The organism is Micromonospora sp. AMSO31t, from assembly GCF_008868175.1.
Lineage (GTDB): Bacteria > Actinomycetota > Actinomycetes > Mycobacteriales > Micromonosporaceae > Micromonospora.
Window position 1 is genome coordinate 1 of the sequence record NZ_WBKT01000047.1, and the last position, 21472, is coordinate 21472.

The 21472-nt window shown below is 74.4% G+C and carries 23 protein-coding genes; 5 read left to right on the forward strand and 18 right to left on the reverse strand.

The features are described 5' to 3' along the window. Positions 1-12 precede the first annotated feature (12 nt). From F8274_RS13370 to rsmD, 9 genes are all read right to left on the reverse strand, one after another. A complete protein-coding gene (locus F8274_RS13370; protein WP_151462625.1) occupies positions 13-2232 on the reverse strand; it encodes an MMPL family transporter in 2220 nt (739 codons plus the stop codon). Positions 2233-2467: 235 nt separating this feature from the next. After that, positions 2468-3325 (reverse strand): bifunctional DNA-formamidopyrimidine glycosylase/DNA-(apurinic or apyrimidinic site) lyase, encoded by an 858-nt coding sequence (mutM, locus tag F8274_RS13375; protein ID WP_151462626.1) that lies wholly within the window; start codon positions 3323-3325, stop codon positions 2468-2470. Beyond that, positions 3318-4106 carry a ribonuclease III gene (rnc, locus tag F8274_RS13380; protein ID WP_151462627.1) on the reverse strand — a complete coding sequence of 263 codons (789 nt, stop codon included), beginning with the start codon at positions 4104-4106 and terminating at the stop codon, positions 3318-3320. The genes mutM and rnc overlap by 8 nt, the downstream gene beginning before the upstream one ends. Beyond that, the gene (locus tag F8274_RS13385; protein WP_225853773.1) at positions 4103-5062 is read right to left on the reverse strand and encodes a phosphate acyltransferase PlsX; all 960 of its coding nucleotides are present in this window, start codon (positions 5060-5062) and stop codon (positions 4103-4105) included. Before F8274_RS13385 ends, rnc begins: the two co-directional genes overlap by 4 nt. A 127-nt stretch (positions 5063-5189) precedes the next feature. Then, positions 5190-5363, reverse strand: coding sequence for a 50S ribosomal protein L32 (gene rpmF / locus F8274_RS13390; protein WP_091096818.1), 174 nt, complete (start codon positions 5361-5363; stop codon positions 5190-5192). Positions 5364-5368: 5 nt separating this feature from the next. After that, complete coding sequence (locus tag F8274_RS13395; RefSeq protein WP_151462629.1) at positions 5369-5932, reverse strand: DUF177 domain-containing protein; 564 nt, start codon at positions 5930-5932, stop codon at positions 5369-5371. Between the two features lie 126 nt (positions 5933-6058). Next, positions 6059-6556, reverse strand: a complete 498-nt coding sequence (locus F8274_RS13400; protein ID WP_091269033.1) for a hypothetical protein — start codon at positions 6554-6556, stop codon at positions 6059-6061. A gap of 146 nt (positions 6557-6702) precedes the next feature. Then, a complete protein-coding gene (gene coaD, locus F8274_RS13405; RefSeq protein WP_151462630.1) occupies positions 6703-7179 on the reverse strand; it encodes a pantetheine-phosphate adenylyltransferase in 477 nt (158 codons plus the stop codon). Beyond that, positions 7176-7739: a 16S rRNA (guanine(966)-N(2))-methyltransferase RsmD gene (gene rsmD, locus F8274_RS13410; RefSeq protein ID WP_151462631.1), complete on the reverse strand. Its 564-nt coding sequence runs from the start codon at positions 7737-7739 to the stop codon at positions 7176-7178. Before rsmD ends, coaD begins: the two co-directional genes overlap by 4 nt. A gap of 247 nt (positions 7740-7986) precedes the next feature. Here rsmD and F8274_RS13415 point away from each other — a divergent pair, with 247 nt between their 5' ends. Continuing rightward, entirely contained in the window at positions 7987-9123 is a 1137-nt protein-coding gene (locus F8274_RS13415; RefSeq protein WP_151462632.1) for a cell wall anchor protein, read from the forward strand. A 51-nt stretch (positions 9124-9174) separates the two neighbouring features. Here the strand turns inward: F8274_RS13415 and F8274_RS13420 are convergent, their stop codons facing one another. From F8274_RS13420 to F8274_RS13430, 3 genes are read right to left on the reverse strand one after another with little or no spacing between them, the layout of a single operon-like run. Next, entirely contained in the window at positions 9175-10095 is a 921-nt protein-coding gene (locus F8274_RS13420; protein ID WP_151462633.1) for a serine hydrolase, read from the reverse strand. Between the two features lie 46 nt (positions 10096-10141). After that, a complete protein-coding gene (recG, locus tag F8274_RS13425) occupies positions 10142-12343 on the reverse strand; it encodes an ATP-dependent DNA helicase RecG (RefSeq protein WP_151462634.1) in 2202 nt (733 codons plus the stop codon). Next, on the reverse strand, positions 12340-13950 hold the full coding sequence (locus F8274_RS13430) for a DAK2 domain-containing protein (protein WP_151462635.1): 1611 nt from the start codon (positions 13948-13950) through the stop codon (positions 12340-12342). Before F8274_RS13430 ends, recG begins: the two co-directional genes overlap by 4 nt. Before the next feature lie 234 nt (positions 13951-14184). Between F8274_RS13430 and rpmB the strand changes: the two genes are divergently transcribed. Together rpmB and F8274_RS13440 are read left to right on the forward strand one after the other, a co-directional pair. Beyond that, on the forward strand, positions 14185-14376 hold the full coding sequence (gene rpmB / locus F8274_RS13435; protein ID WP_013284551.1) for a 50S ribosomal protein L28: 192 nt from the start codon (positions 14185-14187) through the stop codon (positions 14374-14376). Between the two features lie 184 nt (positions 14377-14560). Further along, the gene (locus F8274_RS13440) at positions 14561-15817 is read left to right on the forward strand and encodes an ATP-grasp domain-containing protein (RefSeq protein WP_151462636.1); all 1257 of its coding nucleotides are present in this window, start codon (positions 14561-14563) and stop codon (positions 15815-15817) included. Positions 15818-15820: 3 nt separating this feature from the next. Here F8274_RS13440 and F8274_RS13445 read toward each other — a convergent pair whose 3' ends face one another. The 4 genes from F8274_RS13445 to F8274_RS13460 all read right to left on the reverse strand — a co-directional run bounded on the left by F8274_RS13445 (position 15821) and on the right by F8274_RS13460 (position 18821). Further along, positions 15821-16282, reverse strand: coding sequence for a GNAT family N-acetyltransferase (locus F8274_RS13445; protein ID WP_151462637.1), 462 nt, complete (start codon positions 16280-16282; stop codon positions 15821-15823). A 64-nt stretch (positions 16283-16346) separates the two neighbouring features. After that, positions 16347-16934: a hypothetical protein gene (locus tag F8274_RS13450; RefSeq protein WP_151462638.1), complete on the reverse strand. Its 588-nt coding sequence runs from the start codon at positions 16932-16934 to the stop codon at positions 16347-16349. Positions 16935-17297: 363 nt separating this feature from the next. Then, on the reverse strand, positions 17298-17831 hold the full coding sequence (locus F8274_RS13455; protein ID WP_225853772.1) for an RNA polymerase sigma factor: 534 nt from the start codon (positions 17829-17831) through the stop codon (positions 17298-17300). 51 nt (positions 17832-17882) lie between these two features. Then, complete coding sequence (locus F8274_RS13460; protein WP_151462640.1) at positions 17883-18821, reverse strand: thiamine-phosphate kinase; 939 nt, start codon at positions 18819-18821, stop codon at positions 17883-17885. Between the two features lie 165 nt (positions 18822-18986). Here F8274_RS13460 and F8274_RS13465 point away from each other — a divergent pair, with 165 nt between their 5' ends. Together F8274_RS13465 and F8274_RS13470 are read left to right on the forward strand one after the other, a co-directional pair. Next, positions 18987-19220, forward strand: coding sequence for an Lrp/AsnC ligand binding domain-containing protein (locus F8274_RS13465; protein ID WP_013284547.1), 234 nt, complete (start codon positions 18987-18989; stop codon positions 19218-19220). Then, positions 19221-19835: a DUF3515 family protein gene (locus F8274_RS13470; RefSeq protein ID WP_151462641.1), complete on the forward strand. Its 615-nt coding sequence runs from the start codon at positions 19221-19223 to the stop codon at positions 19833-19835. Between the two features lie 30 nt (positions 19836-19865). Here F8274_RS13470 and F8274_RS13475 read toward each other — a convergent pair whose 3' ends face one another. Both F8274_RS13475 and F8274_RS13480 read right to left on the reverse strand, forming a co-directional pair. Then, entirely contained in the window at positions 19866-20960 is a 1095-nt protein-coding gene (locus F8274_RS13475) for a D-alanine--D-alanine ligase family protein (RefSeq protein WP_151462642.1), read from the reverse strand. Between the two features lie 207 nt (positions 20961-21167). Then, a complete protein-coding gene (locus F8274_RS13480; protein WP_151462643.1) occupies positions 21168-21413 on the reverse strand; it encodes a hypothetical protein in 246 nt (81 codons plus the stop codon). Between the last annotated feature and the right edge of the window lie 59 nt (positions 21414-21472).

A 21472-nucleotide genomic window follows, 5' to 3' on the forward strand; every position in this document is an offset into this window, starting at 1 on the left:
CGTCCCCCCGACTCAGCGCACGCCGACCAGCTCCGGGGCCGGCGCCGGCGGCTCGGCCGGCGGGGTCGCCGCCCGGCCGCGCAGGAACCGCGGCGCCCACCAGTTCGCGTCGCCCAGCAGGGTCATCAGCGAGGGCAGCACCACCGCCCGGATGATCGTGGCGTCCAGCAGGATCGCCGCGGCCAGCCCGATGCCGAGCTGCTTGAAGTCGATGGTGCTCAGCGTCGCGAAGATCGAGAAGACCCCGACCATGACGATCGCCGCGCTGGTCACCACCCCCGCCGAGGAGGTGATCCCGTACGCCACGGCGTCCTTGTTGGTCATCCCCTGGCGGATGCCCTCGCGGATCCGGCTGACCACGAAGACGTGGTAGTCCATGGAGAGCCCGAACAGCACCACGAACAGGAACATCGGCAGCCAGGTGACGATCGCGTCCATCGAGGTGAAGCCGAGCAGCCCTTCCGCCCAGTCGCCCTGGAAGACCAGCACCAGGAGGCCGTACGCGGCCCCGGCGGAGAGCAGGTTCAGCAGGATCGAGGTGAGCGCCACCACCACCGAGCGGAACGTCCAGGCCATCACGAGGAAGGTCAGCGCCAGGACGAAGGCCGCCACCAGGGGCAGCTTCGCCCAGATGTGGTCGGCGTAGTCCTCGCTGGCCGCCACGCCGCCGCCGACCGCGTACTCGACGCCCGGGATGCCGCCCAGCGCGGCCGGAACGAGGTCCTGGCGCAGCTCGTGCAGGGAGCGGGACGCCTCGTCGGTGCGGCTCGCGTACGGGGTGGCCACCTCCAGCACCGACACCCGCCGGTCGGCCGACACCTGGATCTTCGGGCCGTCCCCCTCGGCCGGCGCGAAGAGCGGGTCGGCGGCGGCCCGGTCGGCCAGCCCGGTGAGCGCGGCCTGCACCCGGTCGGCCTGCTCGGCCGGCGCCCGCACGGCCACCGTGTGGCTGGTGCCGTTGCTCGGGAAGGCCGCGGTGAGCCGGTCGTACGCCTGCATGGCCGCCGTGGTGCGGGGCACGTCCTCCATGCCGGGGAACTTCAGCTTCATGCCGAGCGCCGGGGCGGCCAAGGCGAGCAGCAGCCCGACCGACACCACCAGGGTGGCCACCGGCGCGCGCAGCGCCGGCTTCAGCACGGCCGGCCAGAAGCGGGGCCGGGCCGGCTGGCCGTGCCGCCCGACGCGCGGGGCGGTGAGCCGCCACAGCAGCGGCACCCGGGGCCGGTCGACCCAGCGGCCCAGCTTCGCCAGGAGCGCCGGCAGGACGGTCAGCGAGCCGATCACCGCGACCGCGACCACGAGGATCGAGCCGACGGCGAGCGACGAGAAGATGGCGTCCTGGGCGAGCAGCAGCCCGGCCATGGAGATGATCACGGCGGTGCCGGAGACCACCACGGCGTGCCCGGAGGTCTCCGCCGCGATCTCCACGGCGTCGAGCCTGGAACGCCCCTTGGCCCGCTCCTCGCGTTCCCGCCGGACGTAGAACAGCGAGTAGTCCACGCCAACCGCCATGCCGATCAGCAGGATGACGCTGGCCGTCGTGTCGGTGGCCGGCACCAGGTGCGAGGCGAGGGTGGAGAGGCCCATGGCCGCGGCCACCGAGGAGAGCGCGAGCAGCACCGGCACGCCGGCCGCGATGAGCGCGCCGAACGCGATGATCAGGATGGCCAGGGTGACCGGCAGGCTGAGCAGCTCGGCGCGCTTGAAGTCCTTGCCGAGGGTGTCGTCGAGCGCCTGGCCGATGGACGGGCCGCCCACCTGCTCGACCCGCAGCGCCGGGTGCGACTCCTGGACCTTCGCGGTGGTGTCGCGCAGCGGCTGCACCCGGTCGGAGGCGGTCTCCGGGTCGCCCGACATGGTGATCGGCACGAGCACGGCGTTGCCGTCCCGGGACGGCATCGGCGCGCCCACCGAGGTCACACCGTCGACCTGCCGCAGCCGGGTCGCCGCGTCGTCGGCGGCGGCCTTCGCGGCGGCCGGGTCGAGTGTGCCCGAGCGGGGCGTGATCAGCACGTTCTCGGTGGCCGGCTCGTGGAAGCCGCCACTGTCAACGATCAGCTGGGCCCGCCCGAACTCGCCGATCGCCTGGTCGTCGTCGGTCGCCTCGTTCAGGCCGGCGGCGTTGCCGCCGACGAAGCACACCGCCACGAACACCACCCAGAGCGCGATGGCTCGCCACGGGTGCTCCGCACTCCACCGTGCCAGCCGCACGGTCACCGGTCGCCTGCCCATACCTGGGACCCCCTCCAGCGGTCGGCCCCGTGCCGACCTCTGCTGACGCTAGGGAGCGGGCCGGGCCCGGACATCCGGGAACGGCCCCCGCTCGTCCCCCATGCGGCAGGCTCCGGCCGGGCGGCCCGAACCGGGTCGGCCAACCGGACAGAACGGGATTTTCAGGGTACGACCGGGGGACCCGCCGGGCAGCGGCCGGCGAGGCACACGCGCGCAACCCCGAGCCGGCTCGGGGTCATCCCCGGAGGGTGCCCCGGGGGCGGGGCTGGCAGCGCGGGCAACTGTAGGACGACCGGTTCATGAACGCCTCGCGCCGGATCGGCGCCCCGCACCGCGGGCAGGGCTCCCCCTCCCGGCCGTACGCGTTCAACGACCGGTCGAAGTAGCCGCTCTCGCCGTTGACGTTGACGTACAGCTCGTCGAAGCTCGTGCCGCCCTGCTTGATCGCCTCGCCGAGCACGTCCCGGACGTGGCCGAGCAGCCGGGTGGCCGCCGGGCCGGTCAGCGCGTCGGTCGGCCGGGCGCCGTGCAGCCCGGCCCGCCAGAGCGCCTCGTCGGCGTAGATGTTGCCGACGCCGGAGATGAGCGTCTGGTCGAGCAGCGCCCGCTTCACCTCGGTGCGCCGCTTCCGCAGCGCGGCCACGAAGCCGGTGTCGGAGAACTCCGGGTCCATGGGGTCCCGGGCGATGTGCGCGATCTCGGCCGGCAGCTCCGCCCCGCCCTCCGAGACGGACAGCCCGCCGAACGTGCGCTGGTCGACGAAGCGCAGCTCCGGGCCGTCGTCGGCGAACCGGAACCGGACCCGCAGGTGCAGCTCGTCGGCCGCGCCGACCGGCTGGAGCAGCAGCTGGCCGGACATGCCGAGGTGCCCGATGATGGCGTCCCCGCTGTCCAGCGGCAGCCACAGGTACTTGCCCCGGCGCCGGACATCGGTGATCGTCCGGCCGGTCAGCACGTCGGCGAAGTGCTCACCGCCCGGCTCGTGCCGGCGGACCGCCCGGGGGTGGCGCACCTCGACGGCGCTGATCCGCCGGCCGACGACCCACTCGGCCAGCCCCTGCCGGACGGTCTCGACCTCGGGCAGCTCAGGCACGGCCGGCGCCCGTCTCGGCGGGGTCGCCCGCCGCCTCGTCGGCGGCGGCCTTCGCGGCGGCCTCCGCCTCGGCCTGCTCGGTCAGCACCCGCCAGGCCGACTCGGCGGCCCGCTGCTCGGCCTCCTTCTTGCTGCGCCCCTCCGCGCCGCCGTAGCGGTTGCCGGCCACCACCACCCAGGCCGTGAAGGTCTTGAGGTGGTCCGGGCCGGTGCCCTCGATCCGGTATTCCGGAACGCCCAGCCCCAGCGCGGCGGTCAGCTCCTGGAGGCTGGTCTTCCAGTCCAGCGCCGCGCCCCGGCCGGCCGACTCCGCCATCAGCGGGTCGAACAGGCGGTGGATCACGAGGGCCGCGGTGTCCAGGCCGTACTGGAGGTAGATCGCGCCGAGCAGCGCCTCCAGGGTGTCGGCCAGGATGCTGGCCTTGTCCCGGCCGCCGGTGGCCTCCTCGCCCTTGCCGAGCAGCAGGTACGCGCCCAGCCCGTCCGGGCCGAGGCCGCGCGCCACGTCGGCGAGGGCACGCATGTTGACCACGCTGGCCCGCAGCTTGGCGAGCTGACCCTCGGGCAGGTCCGGGTGGTTGTGGAAGAGCGCCGTGGTGATCACCACGCCGAGGACCGAGTCGCCGAGGAACTCCAGCCGCTCGTTGGTGGGCAGGCCACCGTTCTCGTACGCGTACGAGCGGTGGGTCAGCGCGCGCTCCAGCAGGTCCGGGTCGAGCGACACCCCGAAGGCCGTCTCCAGGTGGCCGACGGGAGCACGCCGCCGCTTGTCGTTGGTCATGGTGCTACCTCGGTGTCGTTGCGGTCAGGTGCGGGATCGTGCGGGACAGCGTCCAGCAGGGTCGAGATGGTGTCGGTGGCGCCCCGTCGCCACAGGTGGGCGGCGAGGGCGATGCCGGAGGCGACGTCGTCGGGCCGGGCCGCGCCGTGGCAGACCACCACGGTGCCGGCCACCCCGAGCAGGGCCGCCGCGCGGGGAGCGCCGCCGCTCGCCGGGGGGCCACCGGCCATCGCGTACGCGCCCTCGATGGCCTTGAGCAGCACGTTGCCGGTGAAGCCGTCGGTCACCACCACGTCGGCGCGGGAGCCCAGGGAGACGTCGTACCCCTCGACCAGGCCGATGTAGCGGGCGCCGCACGGCAGCGGCACGGCCGCGAGGGCGGGGTCGGCGGAGCGGCGCAGGCGGTCGCCCTTGCCCGCCTCGGTGCCCACGGAGAGCAGCCCGACGCGGGGCGCGGCGACGGCGTGCGCCACGGCCGCGTAGGCGGCGCCGAGCACGGCGTGCCGGGCCAGGGTGGCGGGTCCGGGTTCCAGGGTGCCGCCGACGTCCAGCAGCACCACCGGCCCGTCGACGGCGGGCAGGGTGGCCACCAGGGCGGGCCGGCGCACCCCGGTCCAGCGACCGAGGCCGAGCGCGGCGGCGGTGACGGTGGCGCCGGTCGAGCCGGCGGAGACGAGCGCGTCGGCGAACCCGTCGCGGACGGCGTGCACGGCCGCGCGGACGGTGCTCTCCCCGCGCGCGGCGGTGGGGTGGTCGGCCATGCCGACGGCGGTCCGCACCGGGCGGACGGTGACCCGGCCACGCTGCTCCGGGTCGAGCGCACCGATCAGCCCGTCGGCGACCTCGGTCGGTCCGACGAGCAGCAGATGCAGGTCAGGGTCGGTACGCACCGCCCGCAGAGCGCCGTCAACCACGACGGCGGGAGCATCGTCCCCGCCGAGGAGGTCGACGGCGATCCGCGCGGCGCCCGGCTCCGTCGGCGCGCCGGCCGGGGAACGGCCGGCGGCGGAGGGAGCCGGGGCACCGGGCGAAAGCCGTGGTGCGTGCGCCACCCGACCGGGGGTCGGGGACGTCACTCGGCGGTCAGACCTCGAGGACCTGGCGGCCGTTGTAGGTGCCGCAGACGGAGCAGGCGGCGTGCGGCAGCTTGGCCGACTTGCACTGCGGGCAGGCAACGGTCGCCACAACCGCGGCCTTCCAGTTCGCCCGGCGGGCGCGGGTGTTGCTGCGCGACATCTTGCGCTTGGGGACGGCCACGGTTCTTACTCCTCTTTACGGGTCAGTTGCGACAGGCCCGCCCAACGCGGGTCGACCTGCTGGTGACTGTGGTCGGACGGCAGATCGTCCCAGTGCACCCCGCAGTCGGGGCACAGGCCTGGGCAGTCCTCCCGGCAGAGCGGGTTGTTCGGCAGTGCGAGCACCACCGCATCCCGCAGCGCCGGCTCCAGGTCGATCAGATCGCCCTGCATCCGGCCCACCTCGTCCTCGTCGGTCGTGTCGTCCGTGGTGCTGTTCTCGTACGCGTACAGCTCCTGGATCGTCACGGCCACCGAGTCGTCGATCTCGCGCAGGCAGCGCCCGCACTCGCCCTTGACGGGACCGGTGACGGTCCCGGAGACGAGCACGCCCTCGGACACCGACTCCATCCTCAGGTCGAGGTCGAGGTCCGCGCCCTCCGGCACTTTGATCAACTCCACGCCGAGGTCCGCCGGTGCCGGCACGACTTGCCGATGCGTACGCAACGCGCCAGGCCGGCGCGGCAGTTCCCTCGTGTCGAGGACCAGCGGCGACCTGGGGTCGAGTTGGCTTGGCGAGTGTTTGGGCATAGTTAGACTCCGGCCGGTGAGAGGCCGACAAAAAAGGTTACCTGGGCGACCCGCGAACCGTCTAACCGGGGGCGTCGCCGCCCGGCCCGGCGGCTGCCGGCTGTCGGCCGCCGGCCCGCGTGCCGCTCAGAAGGGTAGCGGGCGGTCCGCCTCGTCCCCAGCGAACGTGCCGATCTCCCGCAGCGCGTGCATCTTGTCCCGGCCACGCTCTATCGAGGCGAGCGCCCGGGTCAGGAACTGCTCGAAGTTGGCCAGGGCGGTGTCGACGTAGTCGTCGACCTCGTCCCGCAGGCGCTGCGCCTCGGCCCGGGCCTCGGCGATGATCCGGGCGCCCTCGTGCTCGGCGGAGACGGTGATCTCGTTCACCGAGACCAGGCGGGCGTGTTCCGCCTCACCCTCGCTGATGATCCGGTCGGCCTCGCGCTTGCCGGCCTCCATGATCTTGTCCCGCTCCTCCAGCAGCGCGGCGGCCCGGCGCAGGTCGGCGGGAAGCTCCACGCGCAGCTCGTCCAGGGCGGCGATCATCTCGCCCCGGTCGACCATGCAGTTGTTGCGTGACATCGGCACGGAGCGGGCCTGCTCCACCATGGCGATCAGTTCGTCGATGCGATCGAGCGGGTCCACCGGTACCTCACTCCTGTCGTTCGTCGGCCGACCTTCATGATGCGGCCTGCGCCCGGGTTCGGCGCTGCACACATCATGTCGCGCGTCGGCCAGCGCCGCGCCACCCGCCCCCGCCCGGCGCGTCGCCCGCGGAGCCGGCGGGCCGGTCAGCGGTGGAGCCGGGCCACCAGCTCCTCGCGGACCAGGTCCGGGACGTGCGCGGAGATGTCGCCGCCCCACTTGGCGACATCCTTGACCAGGCTGGAGGAGAGGAACGAGTAGAGGGGGTTCGTCGGCATGAAGAGGGTCTCCACGCCGGCCAAACCGATGTTCATCTGGGCCATCTGGAGCTCGTAGTCGAAGTCGCTGACCGCGCGCAGGCCCTTGATCAGCACGCTCGCGTGCTGGGCGCGGCAGAAGTCGACAAGCAGCCCGCGGAACGACTCCACCCGCACGTTGTCGTACGAGGCGGTCACCTCGCGGAGCATGTCGATCCGCTCCTCGACCGTGAACAGTCCCTGCTTCGACTGGTTGACCAGCACGCCGACGATCACCTCGTCGAAGAGCCGGCTCGCCCGGCCGATGATGTCGAGGTGTCCGTTGGTGACCGGGTCGAACGAGCCGGGACAGACCGCACGTCTCATGATCGGCGACCGTACCAAAGGGTGGTCTCGCCGTAACGGCGGCTGCGCTCGGCAGTGACGCCTTCCACCCACCCGACCGGGCCGGTGCGGCTGGACCGCTCGACGACCACCAGGGCGTCCGGGGCCAGCCAGCCGCCGCCGACCAGCGCGGCCAGCATCGCGGTGATCTCGCTGTCGGGTACGGCGTAGGGCGGGTCGGCGAAGACCAGGTCGTACGTCCCGCCGTCCGGGCCGGCGGCGAGCACGGTCGCCACCTTGCCGGTGACCAGACGGGCGGCCGGGGCGGCCCGGAGCGCGGCGACGTTCTCCCGGATCACCCGGGCGGCCCGGGCGTCGGACTCGACGAGCAGCACGTGCGCGGCACCCCGGGACAGCGCCTCCAGCCCGACCGCGCCGGAGCCGGCGTAGAGGTCGGCGACGCGCGCCCCGTCGAGGTCCAGCTCGGCCTGCACGGCGCTGAACAGCGCTTCCCGGACCCGGTCGGAGGTCGGCCGGGTGCCGGCGCCGGGCGGGGCGGCGATCCGCCGGCCGCCGAGCGTCCCGCCCACGATCCGGGTCACCGTCGCTCCCTCCGCATGCCCCGACGCTACGCGATGTCCGGATTGGGGTGCGCAGACCACCCCGCGGCGATGACCCGTCACGGCTCGTACATCAATGATCTCAAATCTATAACAGTCCCTTTACGACCCGTCGGTTGCGGTAACGCCCGTGCTGTCGATCTCGCTAGGGTCTGCCCGATTGTCGTGCGGACGCGTGACTCCGGTCCGTCCGCCGCACTCCCCCATCCTCCCCTCATCAGGAGTAGGCGTGATTCGTCTCCACCTCCGGCGTGCCGCCGTCCTCACGGCCGGCGCGCTGATCGGCCTCGCGGGCGTCGCGGTAGTCGCCGCCCCTGCCAGCGCTCACCACAGCGAAGTCAAGGTCACGGCCGAATGTGACACCGCCAAGGGCGAATGGGTCACCACCTGGACCGTTCGCACGTACGCGCCCGGCGGCGTGACCAGCTACAAGCTCACCAAGGCCGAGGCCAGCAGCAGGAAGGGCGAGACCACCTCGCCGTTCACCATCGACGGCATCCAGGCCACCGAGGATGACTCGTACCCGCACCAGGTCTCGGAGCCGCTGGTCGGCACCGCCCGCCTGGCGGGCGACACCACCGAGGCGTCGCTGACGGTCCGGACCGAGTGGGACAACGAGTTCCGGGAGAACGACGACAAGAGCGGGTCCATCCGGTTCAGCGAGAGCTGCGACAAGGTCGTCACTCCCCCGCCGGCCAAGGCCAACCCGACCGTCACGGTGACCTCCGACTGCACGAGCGACGTCGTGGTGAAGCTGCAGAACGGCGAGGAGGCCACCAAGGAGGCCTCCTTCACCGTCGCCGGCAGCGGTGACTTCAGCAGGACCGCGCAGGTCGCGCCGGGCAAGAGCCTGCCGATCCCCGTTCCCGCCAAGAACGCGGCCCACATCAGGGTGACCGAGGCCGGCCAGGAGCAGCCCCTCTTCGACGACAAGCCGGCCGCGGCCAAGAACTGCGTGCAGCCGGGCGAGCCGTCGGGCGGCTACCGGTCCACCTGCGACGAGCTGATCTTCCAGATCGAGAACCCGAAGGACGGCAGGACCGTCGAGATCACCTTCACCCCGAACAAGGGCGACGCGAAGAAGCTCGTGGTGCGGCCGGATGAGACCAAGACCGTCCAGTTCAAGGCGTTCGAGGGCCTGAAGGTGACCCCGACGGCCGAAGGCCTGGACGACTCCGGGCCGATCGCCTGGGAGAAGCCGAAGGACTGCACGCCCGGCCAGGGTGGCGGCGAGCCCGAGGGCCCGACCCTGCCGCTGACCGGCGCGGCGACCGGCGGCATCGTGGCCGGCGCCGCCGTGCTGCTCGCCGCCGGTGCGGTGCTGTTCGTCATGGCCCGCCGTCGCCGGATCCGCTTCACCGCCTGACCCACGCCTGATCCGAGGGCGCGCCGGCCACCCGGTCGGCGCGCCCTCGCCTCACTTCAGGGCCGCCTCCACCAGCGCGAAGTCGACCTCGGCCTGGTTGGTCAGCAGCACCACGCGGCGGTCCGAGTCGGGGAACCAGGCGGCGAAGGCCTTGTAGCCGCCGTTGTCCCCGGAGTGGTGGACCGCCCGCTCCCCGGCCAGCGGGCCGACGAAGCAGCCGTATCCGTACGCCTCGCCGGGACGGCCGGTGGGCGCGTGCGGGGTGATCATCGTGGCCACGGCGGCCGGCCCCAGCAGCCGCCCCCGGCGCGACACGTCGAGCCAGGTGAGCAGGTCCACCCCGGTGCACCAGACGTCCCCGGCGCCGACGTTCACCGTGTCCAGGTCCCAGGACGGTACCGGCCGGCCACCCTCGTGCCCCGTCGCCACGTCGCCCCGCCCGGCGGCGGCACCGGCGAAGCTGCCCGTCATGCCGAGCGGCGCGAAGACCTCGTCGGCGAGGAACGCGGCGTACGGGCGGTCGGCCGCCCGCTCGACGGCCCGGGCCAGCAGGACGTAGGCCGGGCTGCTGTAGTGCCAGGAGGCGTTGGGTGCGAACAGCGGCGGCAGCTTGGCGAACGCGGCCAGCAACTCGTCCGGCTCGACCGGCGCGGCCAGGTCGATCATCGGGTAGTCGTCCCAGTGGCCCAGGCCCGAGGTGTGGGTGAGCAGGTGGTGCAGGGTGATCCCGGACCAGGCGGACGGCGGGCGGGGCAGCCAGCGGTTGACCGGATCGTCCAGGCGTAACGCACCCCGCCCGGCGAGGAGCAGCACCGCGGCGGCCGTCATCTGCTTGCTGATCGAGGCGATCTGGAACCGGGTCGCCCGGGTGCAGGAGGACTCGGCATCGGCCTGGCCGGCGACCCGCTCCACCTGGAGGTCGTCGCCCCGGGCCACCAGAAGGACACCACGGTCGAGGGAAGGAGTGGGCATCGCCCGAGCCTAGGCCCGGCCGGTCGTCCGGTGGGGACCCGGCCGGTCAGCCCTTCTCCAGATATTCGGCCCGCTCCTCGTCGACCAGGGCCGCGACCGAGGCGGCCAGCGCCGGGTGCCGGGCCAGCTCCGGATCCTCCTCGACCAGGGCGATCGCCTCGGCCCGGGCGTCCCGGATCAGGTCGGTGTCGCGCAGCAGCGACAGCAGGCGCAGGTGGGACCGGCGGCCGGACTGGGTCGCGCCCAGCACGTCGCCCTCCCGGCGCTGTTCCAGGTCCAGCTCGGCGAGCTTGAACCCGTCGGTGGTGGAGGCGACGGCGTCGAGGCGTTCCCGGGCCGAGGAGCCCTCCATCGCCTCGCTGACCAGCAGGCAGAGGCCGGCGGCCGAGCCCCGGCCCACCCGGCCGCGCAGCTGGTGCAGCTGGGAGACGCCGAACCGGTCGGCGTCCAGCACGATCATCACGGTGGCGTTGGGCACGTTGACCCCCACCTCGACCACCGTGGTCGCCACCAGCACGTCGAGGTCGCCGGCGGCGAACGAGCGCATCACCGAGTCCTTCTCGTCGGCCGGCAGCCGCCCGTGCAGCACCCCGATCCGCAGCCCGTGCAGCGGCCCCTCGGCGAGCAGCGGGGCCACCTCGGTCACCGCGAGCGGGGGTCGGCGGCCGTTGTCGTCCTCGCGGGGCGCCTCCTCGTCCGAGGCCGGACCCTCACCGATGCGAGGGCACACCACGTACGCCTGGTGTCCCTTGCCGACCTCCTCGCGCAGCCGGCGCCAGGCCCGGTCGAGGAAGGCGGGCTTCTCGGCGGCCGGCACCACGTGGGAGGCGATCGGCGAGCGGCCCTGCGGCAGCTGGGACAGGGTGGAGATCTCCAGGTCGCCGTAGACGGTCATGGCGACCGTGCGCGGGATCGGGGTGGCGGTCATGACGAGCACGTGGGGCGGCTGGTCGGCCTTGGCCCGCAGGGCGTCCCGCTGCTCCACGCCGAACCGGTGCTGCTCGTCGACCACCACGAGCCCCAGGTCGGCGAAGTCGACCCCCTCGTAGAGCAGGGCGTGGGTGCCGAGCACGATGCCGGCCCGCCCCTCGGCCACCTCGGTGAGGGCCCGGCGGCGGGCGGCCGCGCCCAGCGAGCCGGTGACCAGCTCCACCCGGGTGGCGTCGTCGGCGGCGCCAAGCTCACCGGCCCGGGCGAGCGGGCCGAGCAGGTCGAGCATGCCCCGGTGGTGCTGGGCGGCGAGCACCTCGGTCGGGGCGAGCAGCGCGGCCTGCCCGCCGGCGTCGACGACCTGGAGCATGGCCCGCAGCGCGACGACCGTCTTGCCGGAGCCCACCTCGCCCTGGAGCAGCCGGTGCATCGGGTGCGCGGTGGCCAGGTCGGCGGCGATCTCCCGGCCGACGGCCTGCTGGCCGGAGGTCAGCTCGTAGGGCAGCCGGGCGTCGAACGCGTCGAGCAGGCCGCCCGGCTTCGCCGGCCGGGCCTTCGCCGGCCAGGCCGCGGCCCGGTGCTTGCGCTGCACCAGGGTGAGCTGCACGGCGAACGCCTCGTCCCACTTGAGCCGGCGGCGTGCTGTGTAGAGCTCCTCCTTGCTGGTCGGCCGGTGGATCTCGCGCAGCGCGGCGCCGATGCCGACCAGGTTGCGGCTGGCCCGCACGGTGGCCGGCAGCGGATCCTCCGGCGGGGTGAACGTGTCCAGCACCACCCGCACGCAGCGGGCGATCACCCAGGTCGGCACGGCCGCCGCGGCCGGGTAGACCGGGATGAGCGCCCCGGCGAACTCCTCGACCTCCTCGTTGGCCGCCGCCTCGCCGTCGCCGCCCTCGCCGAGCAGCACGTATTCCGGGCCGTTGAGCTGCCGCTTGCCCCGGAACTCGGTGACCTTGCCGGCGAACAGCCCCCAGCGGCCGGGGCGCAGCTCCCGCTCCCGCCACGCCTGGTTGCCGAAGAAGGTGCAGGTGAGCACCCCGCCGGAGCCGTCGCCGACGGTGACCTCCAGCAGGTTGCCCCGGCGCTGCCGCATCGGCCGGACCGCGGTGCGCTGCACCTGGGCCAGCACGGTGACCTGCTCCCCCACGTCCAGCGAGCGGATGTCGGTGTGCTCGCCGCGCTCGTCGTAGCGGCGGGGGAAGTGGTAGATCAGGTCGCCGGCCGTGTGCAGGTCGAGGTGGCTCGCCAGGGCCTTGGCCGTGCGCTCCCCGACCAGCTTCTTGAGCGGGGTGTCCACGGTGGCCGGTTCGCTCGTCATTCGACCCCCAGCAGGAGCGGATAGTGCGGCTGCCCGCCCTCGTACGCCTGCACCTCGACGAACGGCCAGGACCGCTCGACGTGCTCGCGGACGCGGTCGGCCAGCCCGGCGGGGGCGTCCGCCCCGCAGAGCAGGGTGACCAGCTCGCCGCCGCCGCCGAGCATCCGGTCGACCACGGCGGTGCAGGTGCCGAGCAGGTCGGTGCCGATGAGGTGCACCTCGCCCTCGACGAGCGCCAGCACGTCGCCCGGCCGGCACGGCCCGGCCACGGTGAGCGCCTCCCTGCTCGCGTGGCAGACCTCGGCGTAGCGGCAGGCGCCGGCGGCCTCGGCCATGGCGATGACGTCGTCCTCGAAGCGCCGCTTCGGGTCCCGCACGGCGAGGGCGGCGAGGGCCTGCACCGGGGACCGGGTGGGCACCACGCTCACCTTCACCCCGAGCCCGTGCGCCTCCCGGGCGGCGGCGCTCGCCACCGACTGGGTGTTGGGGTCGTTGGGCAGCACCACCACCCGGGCGGCGCCCGTGGCCCGGATCGCGTCGAGCAGCTCGCCGGTGGACGGGTTGGCCGGCACCACGGTGGCGCCCTCGGCGCCGAGCAGCTCGGCGATGCCGGCGCCGGTGGCCACCACCACGGCGGCCCGGCCGTCGGGCCGCGCCGCCGGGGGCGCCGGCGCCGGAGCCGCCTGGTCGGCGAACCGGGTCACCGTGATCCGGTGCGGCCTTCCGGCCACCACGCCGGCCTCGACGGCCGCCCCGACGTCGTTGACGTGCACGTGCACGTTCCATGTTCCGCTGTCGCCGACGATCACCAGGGAGTCGCCGAGGGCGTCCAGCTCGCCGCGCAGCCGGGCCACCGCCTCGTCGGTGGCGTCGAGCAGGTACTGCACCTCGTAGGCGTACGCCGGGGACCCGGTCTCCCGGACGGCGGTGGCGGGCACGCGGGCCGCGGGCGGCGCGGACGCCGGCTGCCGCGGGCTCTCCCCGGTGACCACCTCGACCAGCGCGTCGAGCAGGAGGCAGAGGCCACGCCCGCCGGCGTCGACCACGCCGGCCCGGGCGAGCGCGGGCAACTGCTCGGGGGTACGCGCCAGCGCGCGGGCCGCCTCGCCGGCCGCCGCCCGGGCCACCGCGCGCAGGTCGTCGGTGTCCGCCCGCTCGGCCGCGCGGGCGGCGGCGGCGACCACGCTGAGCAGGGTGCCCTCGACCGGGTGGGCGACCGCGGCGTAGGCGGCGGTGGTGGCGTCGGCCAGCGCGGCGGCGAGGTGCCGGCCGCGGACCGCCGGCGCGGCGGCGAGCGCGTCGGCGAAGGCGCGCAGGATCTGCGAGAGGATCACCCCGGAGTTGCCCCGCGCCCCCAGCAGCGCGCCCCGGGCCATGAGCCGCAGGGCGTGGCCGTGCGGGGTGTGCCCGTCGTCGGGGAGGGTGTCCAGGTCCATGGCGAGGGCCTGCTGGGCCGAGGTGAGGGTGAGCACCAGGTTGGTGCCGGTGTCGCCGTCGGGGACCGGGTAGACGTTGAGCTCGTCGATCTCGCCCTGGTGGCGCTGGAGGGCGGCCAGTCCGCTCGCGCACCAGCGGCGCACCGCGGCGGCGTCGAGGGTGTCCAGCACGTCGGGAAGCCTACTGGCGCGGACCGACACCCGCCGGGGCCGGCCACTTCCGGCCGGCGTGTCCGGGACGGCCCGGGGACCGGCCCGTCACCCGCCGGCCGTCCCCGCAGGTACGCTGGGCCGGTCCCGACCGGGCCGGTTGGGCGTCCCGGCCTGTCATCGGGTAACCTGGCCAGGTTGCCCGGGCTGCGCCTGGCGGCGACCTCATGAACGTTTCAATCCCAGGAGTATCCCGTGGCTAGCGTGTGCGACGTCTGTGGCAAGGGGCCGGGCTTCGGCCACAACGTGTCCCACTCGCACCGGCGGACCAACCGCCGCTGGAACCCGAACATCCAGTCGGTGCGTACCCCGGCCGGTGGCGGCACCACCAAGAAGTTGCAGGTCTGCACCTCGTGCATCAAGGCCGGCAAGGTCACCCGCGCCTGACGCGGTAGCACCCCTTCACTGCTTCGCCGGATGCCGGCGGACCCCTCGGGTCCGCCGGCTTCTGTCGTGTCCGCCGTCCTCCGCTGACGCGTCGCCGACCGTCCGGTGACCGGCCGCGCCGCCCCGGTTAGGGTGCTGCTGCGCCGGCCGTCCGTTCCGGCGCCACGCGTGGGAGGTACGACCGGTGGAGCTGGACCTGGGGCGGGAGCAGCTGGTGGTGATCGGCGGGTCGTTCGGCTCGCTGCGCTGGTTCGACCAGGAGCTGCCGCCCGGCAGCGTGGTCCTGGTCGAGGAGCCGGATGTGATCCGCCGCCGCGGCCTGGACCGTTTCGTCGCCGGGTTGTCGATGGTCGCCCGGCTCGTGCCGGCCGAGTACCAGACCGGGTTCGACGCCGACGCCCTGCTCGCCCGGGAGCCCGACCTCGCCGGTGCGCGACTGGTCCTGCCCGGCCTGGAGTACGCGGTCGGCGCCGCCGCCCGACTGGCCGACCGGCTCGGTCTGCCCGGCGCCGGGGTGGCCGCCGCCGACGTCTTCTCCGACAAGCACCGGATGCGGCTGCTCGCCGCTGCCACCGGCCTGGCCAACCCGGCGTACGAGCTGGTCGACGACCCGGCGCGGGCGGCGGAGTTCGCCCGGGCGCACGATGGCCGGTGCGTGCTCAAGCCCACCCGCCGCTCCGGCAGCCTCGGCGTGCAGCTGGTGAGCGACCCGGCGGAGATCGCCGGGCGCTGGGCGGCCAGCGCCGCCCCGCCGGAGCCGGCCGAGACCACCGAGCGCGGCCTGCCCACCGGGGTCCTGGTGGAGGAGCTGCTGGTCGGTTCGGAGCACAGCGTCGAACTGCTGGTCGCCGAGGGCGAGACGATCTTCGCCAACGTCACGGACAAGCGGATCGCCGGCGGCCGGTACCCGGTGGAGACCGGGCACACCGTGCCGTCCGCGCTGCCGGGGCCGGAGCAGGGGGCGCTGCGGGACGCGGCGGTCCGGCTCGCCGAGGCGGCCGGCTTCGGCAGCGGGATGCTGCACAGCGAATGGATCATGGTCGGCGGGGTGCCGACGCTTGTCGAGTGCGCCGCCCGGATGCCGGGCGACATGATCACCGCGCTGGTCTCGATCGCCTACGAGGTCGACTTCATCGAGGCGTACCTGCGCGTGCTGCGCGGCGAGCGGCCCGCCCTGCCGGCCCGGCCGACCGGCGCGGCGGCCGTCGAGTTCCTGATCGCCCCGCAGGGCCGGGTCACCGCGGTGGACGGCCGGCGCGCCGCCCTGCGGGTGCCGGGCGTGCTCGACGTGCAGGTCGAGGCGAAGGTCGGGGACCACGTGCCGGAGCTGCTCTCCTCGGCGCACCGCAGCGGGCACCTGCTGGCCTGGGGCGCCACCCCCACCGAGGCGGAGTGCGCCGCCCGCAAGGCCGCCGGCGAGATCCGGATCACCGCCGGCTGACGGTCAGAGGGTGCGGCCGTAGGAGAGGCAGCCCGGGGCGTCCTGGTAGAAGCCGAAGTTCGGGATCCGCTCGTAGCCGGCCGAGGCGTACATGGCCAGCGCCTCGGGCTGCTTGTCGCCGCACTCCAGGATGATCCGCTTGCGGCCGTGCTCCCGGGCGGACCGCTCGACGGCCGCGAGCACCGCGCGGGCCACGCCCCGGCCCCGGGCGGCCGGCGCCGTGTACATCCGCTTCAGCTCGGCCGTGTCGTCGCCGTGGCTGCGCCAGCCCCCGCAGCCCACCGGCTCCCCGTCGAGGTAGGCGACCAGGAAGGTGCCGGCCGGCGGCTCGAACTCGCCCGCGTCGACCGGCGTGTCGTCGCCGCTGCCGCCGTACCGCTGGCCGAGGTCGGCCAGGGCCGCCCGGATCAACGCCTGCGACTCGGGCGCGTCGAAGCGCCGCGCCCGGATCTCGATCTCACTCACGGTATGCAGGGTACGACCGCGGCCGGCCCCGATCGGGAGCCGGCCGTCCCCGTTCGGTCGTACGTCACTCGGTCCGGTTGGTGTCCGGCACCACGGCGAACGTCCAGAGGGTCTGCGAAACCGTGGGAGGTGCGCCGCCCGGCGCTGGTGTGCCGGACACCGACCGCTGCCTCCGGTGACCGGCGGCCCGGCCGCTGCGCTGGTCGAAGAGGATCGCGGTCAGGTCTCCGTTCATGGACTTCAGCCCCACGGCCCAGCAGCGCCGGCCGTCGACGGTGACCTCGGACGCGACGAGCCCGGGCAGGCCGGCGATCACCTGGTAGAGCGCGACCCGTAGTTCGGGCGAGAGCCGCGGTTCGGCGCGCGACAGCAGGGCCCAGAGCTGGACGACCGGCTGCCACTCCCGCCCCGGTCTGACGGTCAGACCGCCGTACGTCACCTCGTCGAGCCGGGCCCGCAACGCCTTGGGCTCGGTCGGCAGACTCGCCAGGAAGCGCGGAGTCGGGAAGGTGGGATCCCCACCGGCGGCCACGATGTTCCGGTTGTCCTCCGCCGTGCTGCCTGGTTCGTCGGGGCCGTCGACCGAGGTGTCGGCCCCGTCCGTTCGCACCCGCAGGGGCATCAGCGTCTGGCCGTCGAACCAGGTCTCCACACTCCCGGGCACCCCCCGGCTGCGGCCGCTGGCCGTTCTCGGCCCGGACGTACAGGAGCTGGCCCGGTGGGATCTCGACCGGGCGGATCCGGGCGGCCTCGTCGATCAGCCGGTCCATCACCCGCTGCGGGTTCAACGGCGCGGGCGGCTTCCGGTCGGGGCTGAGCACCGTCACCCCGCCCACCACGAGCGCGGCGACCGCGGCGGCGGCGGTCACCGGCGCCAGCCAGCGCCGCGACCGCAGCCGCCGGTCGGAAAGCCGTCGAACGACCAGGTGCCAGGTACGGCTGACCGACTCGTCGGTCGGTTCCGGCAGGCCGGGGGGAAGCTCCCGGACCGCGACCAGATCGGGGTCGAAGCGGCTCATCGGGCGACTCCTTCGGCGGCCAGGGCGGCCCGGACCTTGGTGCGGGCGCGATGGAGGGCGGACTGGACCGAGCCCAGCGGGATGTCGAGAGCGGCGGCGATCTCGGCGTACTCCAGCTCGGCGACGGCGTAGAGCAGCAGCACATCGCGCTGCCGTCGGGGCAGCCCGGCCAGGACGCCGGCCAGCCGCGCCACGGTGCGCTCGCCGTCGATCCGCTCGGCGGTACGCCGGGAGGGGCCCTCGGTCTCGCTCTCGGCCCGGGCTGCCAGCCGCAGTGCGCGGACCTCCACCCGCCGGTGCCGGCGCAGCAGGTTGGTGGCGATGCCGTAGAGCCACGGCAGCAGTTCGCCCCGGCTGCTGTCGTACCGGTCGCGGTGCTCGTGGGCCAGCAGGAACGTCTCGGCCACGACGTCCTCGGCGAGCTGCGGGCCGACCCTGCGGCTGCAGTACCGCAGCAACTCCCGGGCGTACCGGTCGAAGAGCCCCGCCAGGTCCGCGGGATCCGCCCCGGAGGCGGCTGTCGTGGGCACGGTCATACCCCTACTTGCCGGCTGGCCGCCGTCATGTTCCCGCCGGATGGTTCAGCGGAAGTGGTCCCAGCCGGCAGGGCCCGCGTACGGCGCGCCGTCCACGGTCACCCCCGTGCCCTCGGTCACCCGCCCGACCGGCCGCCAGCCCGCCGGCAACGTCGCCTCCGCCGGGAAGGTGGCGGCCAGCGCGTGGTCGTCGCCCCCGGCCAGGATCCACGAGTACGGGTCGACGCCGAGCGCCTGCGCCGCGTCGCGCATCTGCCGGGGCACCTCGAACGCCTCCCGGGTCAGGTCGACGGCCACCCCGCTGGCCTTCGCCACGTGCCCCAGGTCGGCCAGCAGCCCGTCCGACACGTCGATCATGGCGGTGGCGCCCTGCGCGGCGGCCTCCGGGCCGGCCGCGTACGGCACCTCGGGCCGGCGGAACGCCTCGACCAGCAGCCGCGGCGTGCGGAAGCCCCGGGACAGCACCGTGTAGCCGGCCGCCGCCCAGCCGGTGCGCCCGGCGAGGGCCACCACGTCGCCCGGGCGGGCGCCGGAGCGCACCACCGGCGGCCGGCCGCCCAGGTCACCGAGGGCGGTCACCGCGACGGTCAGCGTGGGGCTGGCGGACATGTCCCCGCCCACCACGCTCGCGCCCACCAGGGCCGCCTCGGCGCCCAGCCCGTCGGCCAGTTCCTCGGCCCAGCTCGGGTCGAGGTCGGCCGGCATGCACAGGGCGACCAGCAGCGCCGTCGGGGTGGCCCCCATGGCCGCGATGTCCGCCAGGTTGGCCGCCGCCGCCCGGTGGCCCACGTCCCGCGCCCCCGACCAGTCCCGGCGGAAGTGCCGCCCCTCGACCAGCACGTCGGTGGAGGCGACCACCCGCCGGTCCGGCGCCGCCACCACCGCCGCGTCGTCGCCGGGGCCGAGCAGGCAGCTCTCCCCGTACGACAGCCGGGCGGTCACCCGGTCGATCAGCCCGAACTCCCCGACACCCGCGACCGTCATGCCGTCCCCTCGCCGCGCCTGCACGATTCCGCCCTCCCACCGCCGGTTGCCCCGGCGTGCGCTCGCTCACCGCGTCCAGCCGGCCACCGATAGGGATCAGGCCTGCTCCGTAAGGTAGTTTCACCCTTCGGGTCGCCCCACGCGGCGACGGACGGAGGTCGAGTCGTGGTACAGGCGTACATCCTCATCCAGACGGAGGTCGGTCGGGCACGTGACGTGGCCGGTCTGATCGCGGACCTTGCCGGCGTGGTACGCGTCGACGCCGTCACCGGGCCCTACGACGTGGTCGTCCTCACCGAGGCCAACACCGTCGACGAGCTCGGCAAACTCATCGTCAGCAAGGTGCAGATGGTGCCCGGCATCACCCGCACCCTCACGTGCTCGGTGGTGCGGCTGTAAGTGGAAGAGATCACGTCCTCCCCCGCTGTCGACGAGTCCCGCCCGGCGCGTCGCGACCGGTCGACCCGCGGCGCCGCGCTCTGGGCGACGCTCGTCGCGGTGCCGGTCACCCTGGCGGTGGCCGGGTTCACCTTCGCGAAGCTGGCCCCGGACTCCCCGGCCGCCGCGCCCAGCCCGTCGGCGAGCGCCGCCCGGCCGCAGTCGACCACGCCGGTCGAGCTGCCGGCCCCCGCCCTGGCCGAGCGCCCCGCCACGGTGTGCCGCGCCCTGGTGTCGCAGCTCCCGGCGACCGTCCGTGACCTGACGCAGCGACCGGTCACCGCCGGCGCCGAGCAGAACGCCGCGTACGGCGACCCGGCGTTGACCGTGGCCTGCGGCGGCACGCCGCCGATCGTGCAGCCCACCGACGAGGTCTGGTCGGTCAACAAGGTCTGCTGGCACGCCGTGCAGGAGGCGGACGCCGCCGTGCTGACCACCGTCGACCGGGAGACCCCGGTGCGGGTGCGGGTCCCGAAGCAGTACGAGCAGCCGCTCCAGTGGGTCACGCCGATCGCCGACGCGATCGTCGCCTCGGTGCCCACCGCGAAGACGGCCCCGTCCGGCTGCTCCGCCTGACCGTCGCCGGCGGGTCGCGACGCCGGGGCGTCAGCGGCCGGCGCGGCGCAGGGCCGTGCGGATGAGCCGGTTGACCAGCTTCGGATACTCCAGCCCGCTGGCCGCCCACATCCGGGGGAACATCGAGGTCGGGGTGAAGCCCGGCATCGTGTTGATCTCGTTGAGGTAGACGTCCAGCTCCGGGGTGACGAAGAAGTCGGCCCGGGCCAGTCCGGAGCAGTCCAGCGCGGTGAACGCGCGGGTCGCGTACTCGCGCACCTGCCGGGTCACCGGCTCGGGCAGGTTCGCCGGGATGTCGTACTCGCAGGCGTCGTCGATGTACTTGGCCTCGAAGTCGTACCAGTCGTGGCCAGAGACCACCCGCACCTCGGCCAGCACCGACGCCTCGGGGGCGCCGCCGGCCTCGCCCTCCAGCACGCCGCACTCGATCTCGCGGCCGACGATCGCGCCCTCGACGAGCACCTTCGTGTCGATCTCCCGGGCGGTGGCGACGGCCGCGTCGAGCTGCGCCCAGTCGTCGACCTTCGTGATGCCGAAGGAGGAGCCGGCGCGGGAGGGCTTCACGAAGACCGGCAGCCCGAGACGCGCCTTGTCCTCCTCGGTCAGCGTCATCCCGGCGCGCAGCACCACGTACGGGCCGACCGGGATGCCCTCGGCGGCGCAGAGCTTCTTGGTGAACTCCTTGTCCATGGCGGCCGCCGAGGCGAACACGTTCGCGCCGACGTAGGGGATGTCGGCCATCTCCAGCATCCCCTGGATGGTGCCGTCCTCGCCGTAGGCGCCGTGCAGCACCGGGAAGACCACGTCCACGTCGGCGAGCGCCACGGGGCCCTGGGTCGGGTCGAGCACCATGAGGCCGCCCACGGCCGGGTCGGCGCGCAGCACCAGCTCGGCGCCGGAGCCGGCGGTGATCTCGGGGAGCTTGCGGTCGGCGATGGCGAGCTGGCCCGGGTCGCCGCTGGCCAGCACCCACTGCCCCTGCCGGGTGATGCCGACCGGCACGACCTCGAACTCGTCGGGGTCGAGGGCGGCCAGCACGCTGCCGGCGCTCACGCAGGAGATGCCGTGCTCCGGGCTGCGGCCGCCGAAGACGATCGCCACGCGGGTCTTGCCTGGGGTGCTCACCCGCTTGACCTTACTGTGCGTGGCGAGCGTCGGTGGTGCATACCCGGGGAGACGACGCAGCGGGCGGCAACCGGTCAGCAGGCCATATACGGGGAGTAACCGGATGGGCCGCAGGCGGTAAGCCCGGGCGGCCGGTGGCGGGACCTGCCACCGGCCGCCCGGCTCCCCGCCCCCGTCACCGCGTCCCGGGGGCGGGCCCGGTTCAGCTCACTGGTCCGCGGTCCGGGGCCGGCGGCCCACCGCGATGACCTTGACCCGTTGCCGGCCGGCGCGGACCATGCCCAGCGCCATGAAGGCGCCGGCGATCCGGTCCGCCGCCTCGCGGCTGCTCGCGCCGACCACCTGCCGGCGCCGTTCGGGGCTGGTCCGCTCGTTGCGCCAGATGCCGTCGAGGGGGCGCAGGTCGGTCTCGAGGGGGCGCACGTCGGTGAGGACCACGAGGAAGCGGGTCATCGCCGCCCACCCTCGTCGGCGGGGTGGCAGGCCGTCACCGTCATCGCGAATCCTCCCCG

Excerpts from the sequence above, each read along its gene's own strand:
- F8274_RS13420 (WP_151462633.1), bottom strand. The coding sequence starts at position 10,095 with ATGCCCACTCCTTCCCTCGACCGTGGTGTCCTTCTGGTGGCCCGGGGC.
- rnc (WP_151462627.1), bottom strand. The coding sequence starts at position 4,106 with ATGACCAACGACAAGCGGCGGCGTGCTCCCGTCGGCCACCTGGAGACG.
- F8274_RS13370 (WP_151462625.1), bottom strand. The coding sequence starts at position 2,232 with ATGGGCAGGCGACCGGTGACCGTGCGGCTGGCACGGTGGAGTGCGGAG.
- recG (WP_151462634.1), bottom strand. The coding sequence starts at position 12,343 with ATGACGAGCGAACCGGCCACCGTGGACACCCCGCTCAAGAAGCTGGTC.
- coaD (WP_151462630.1), bottom strand. The coding sequence starts at position 7,179 with ATGAGACGTGCGGTCTGTCCCGGCTCGTTCGACCCGGTCACCAACGGA.
- F8274_RS13395 (WP_151462629.1), bottom strand. The coding sequence starts at position 5,932 with ATGCCCAAACACTCGCCAAGCCAACTCGACCCCAGGTCGCCGCTGGTC.
- F8274_RS13480 (WP_151462643.1), bottom strand. The coding sequence starts at position 21,413 with ATGACCCGCTTCCTCGTGGTCCTCACCGACGTGCGCCCCCTCGAGACC.
- F8274_RS13460 (WP_151462640.1), bottom strand. The coding sequence starts at position 18,821 with ATGACGGTCGCGGGTGTCGGGGAGTTCGGGCTGATCGACCGGGTGACC.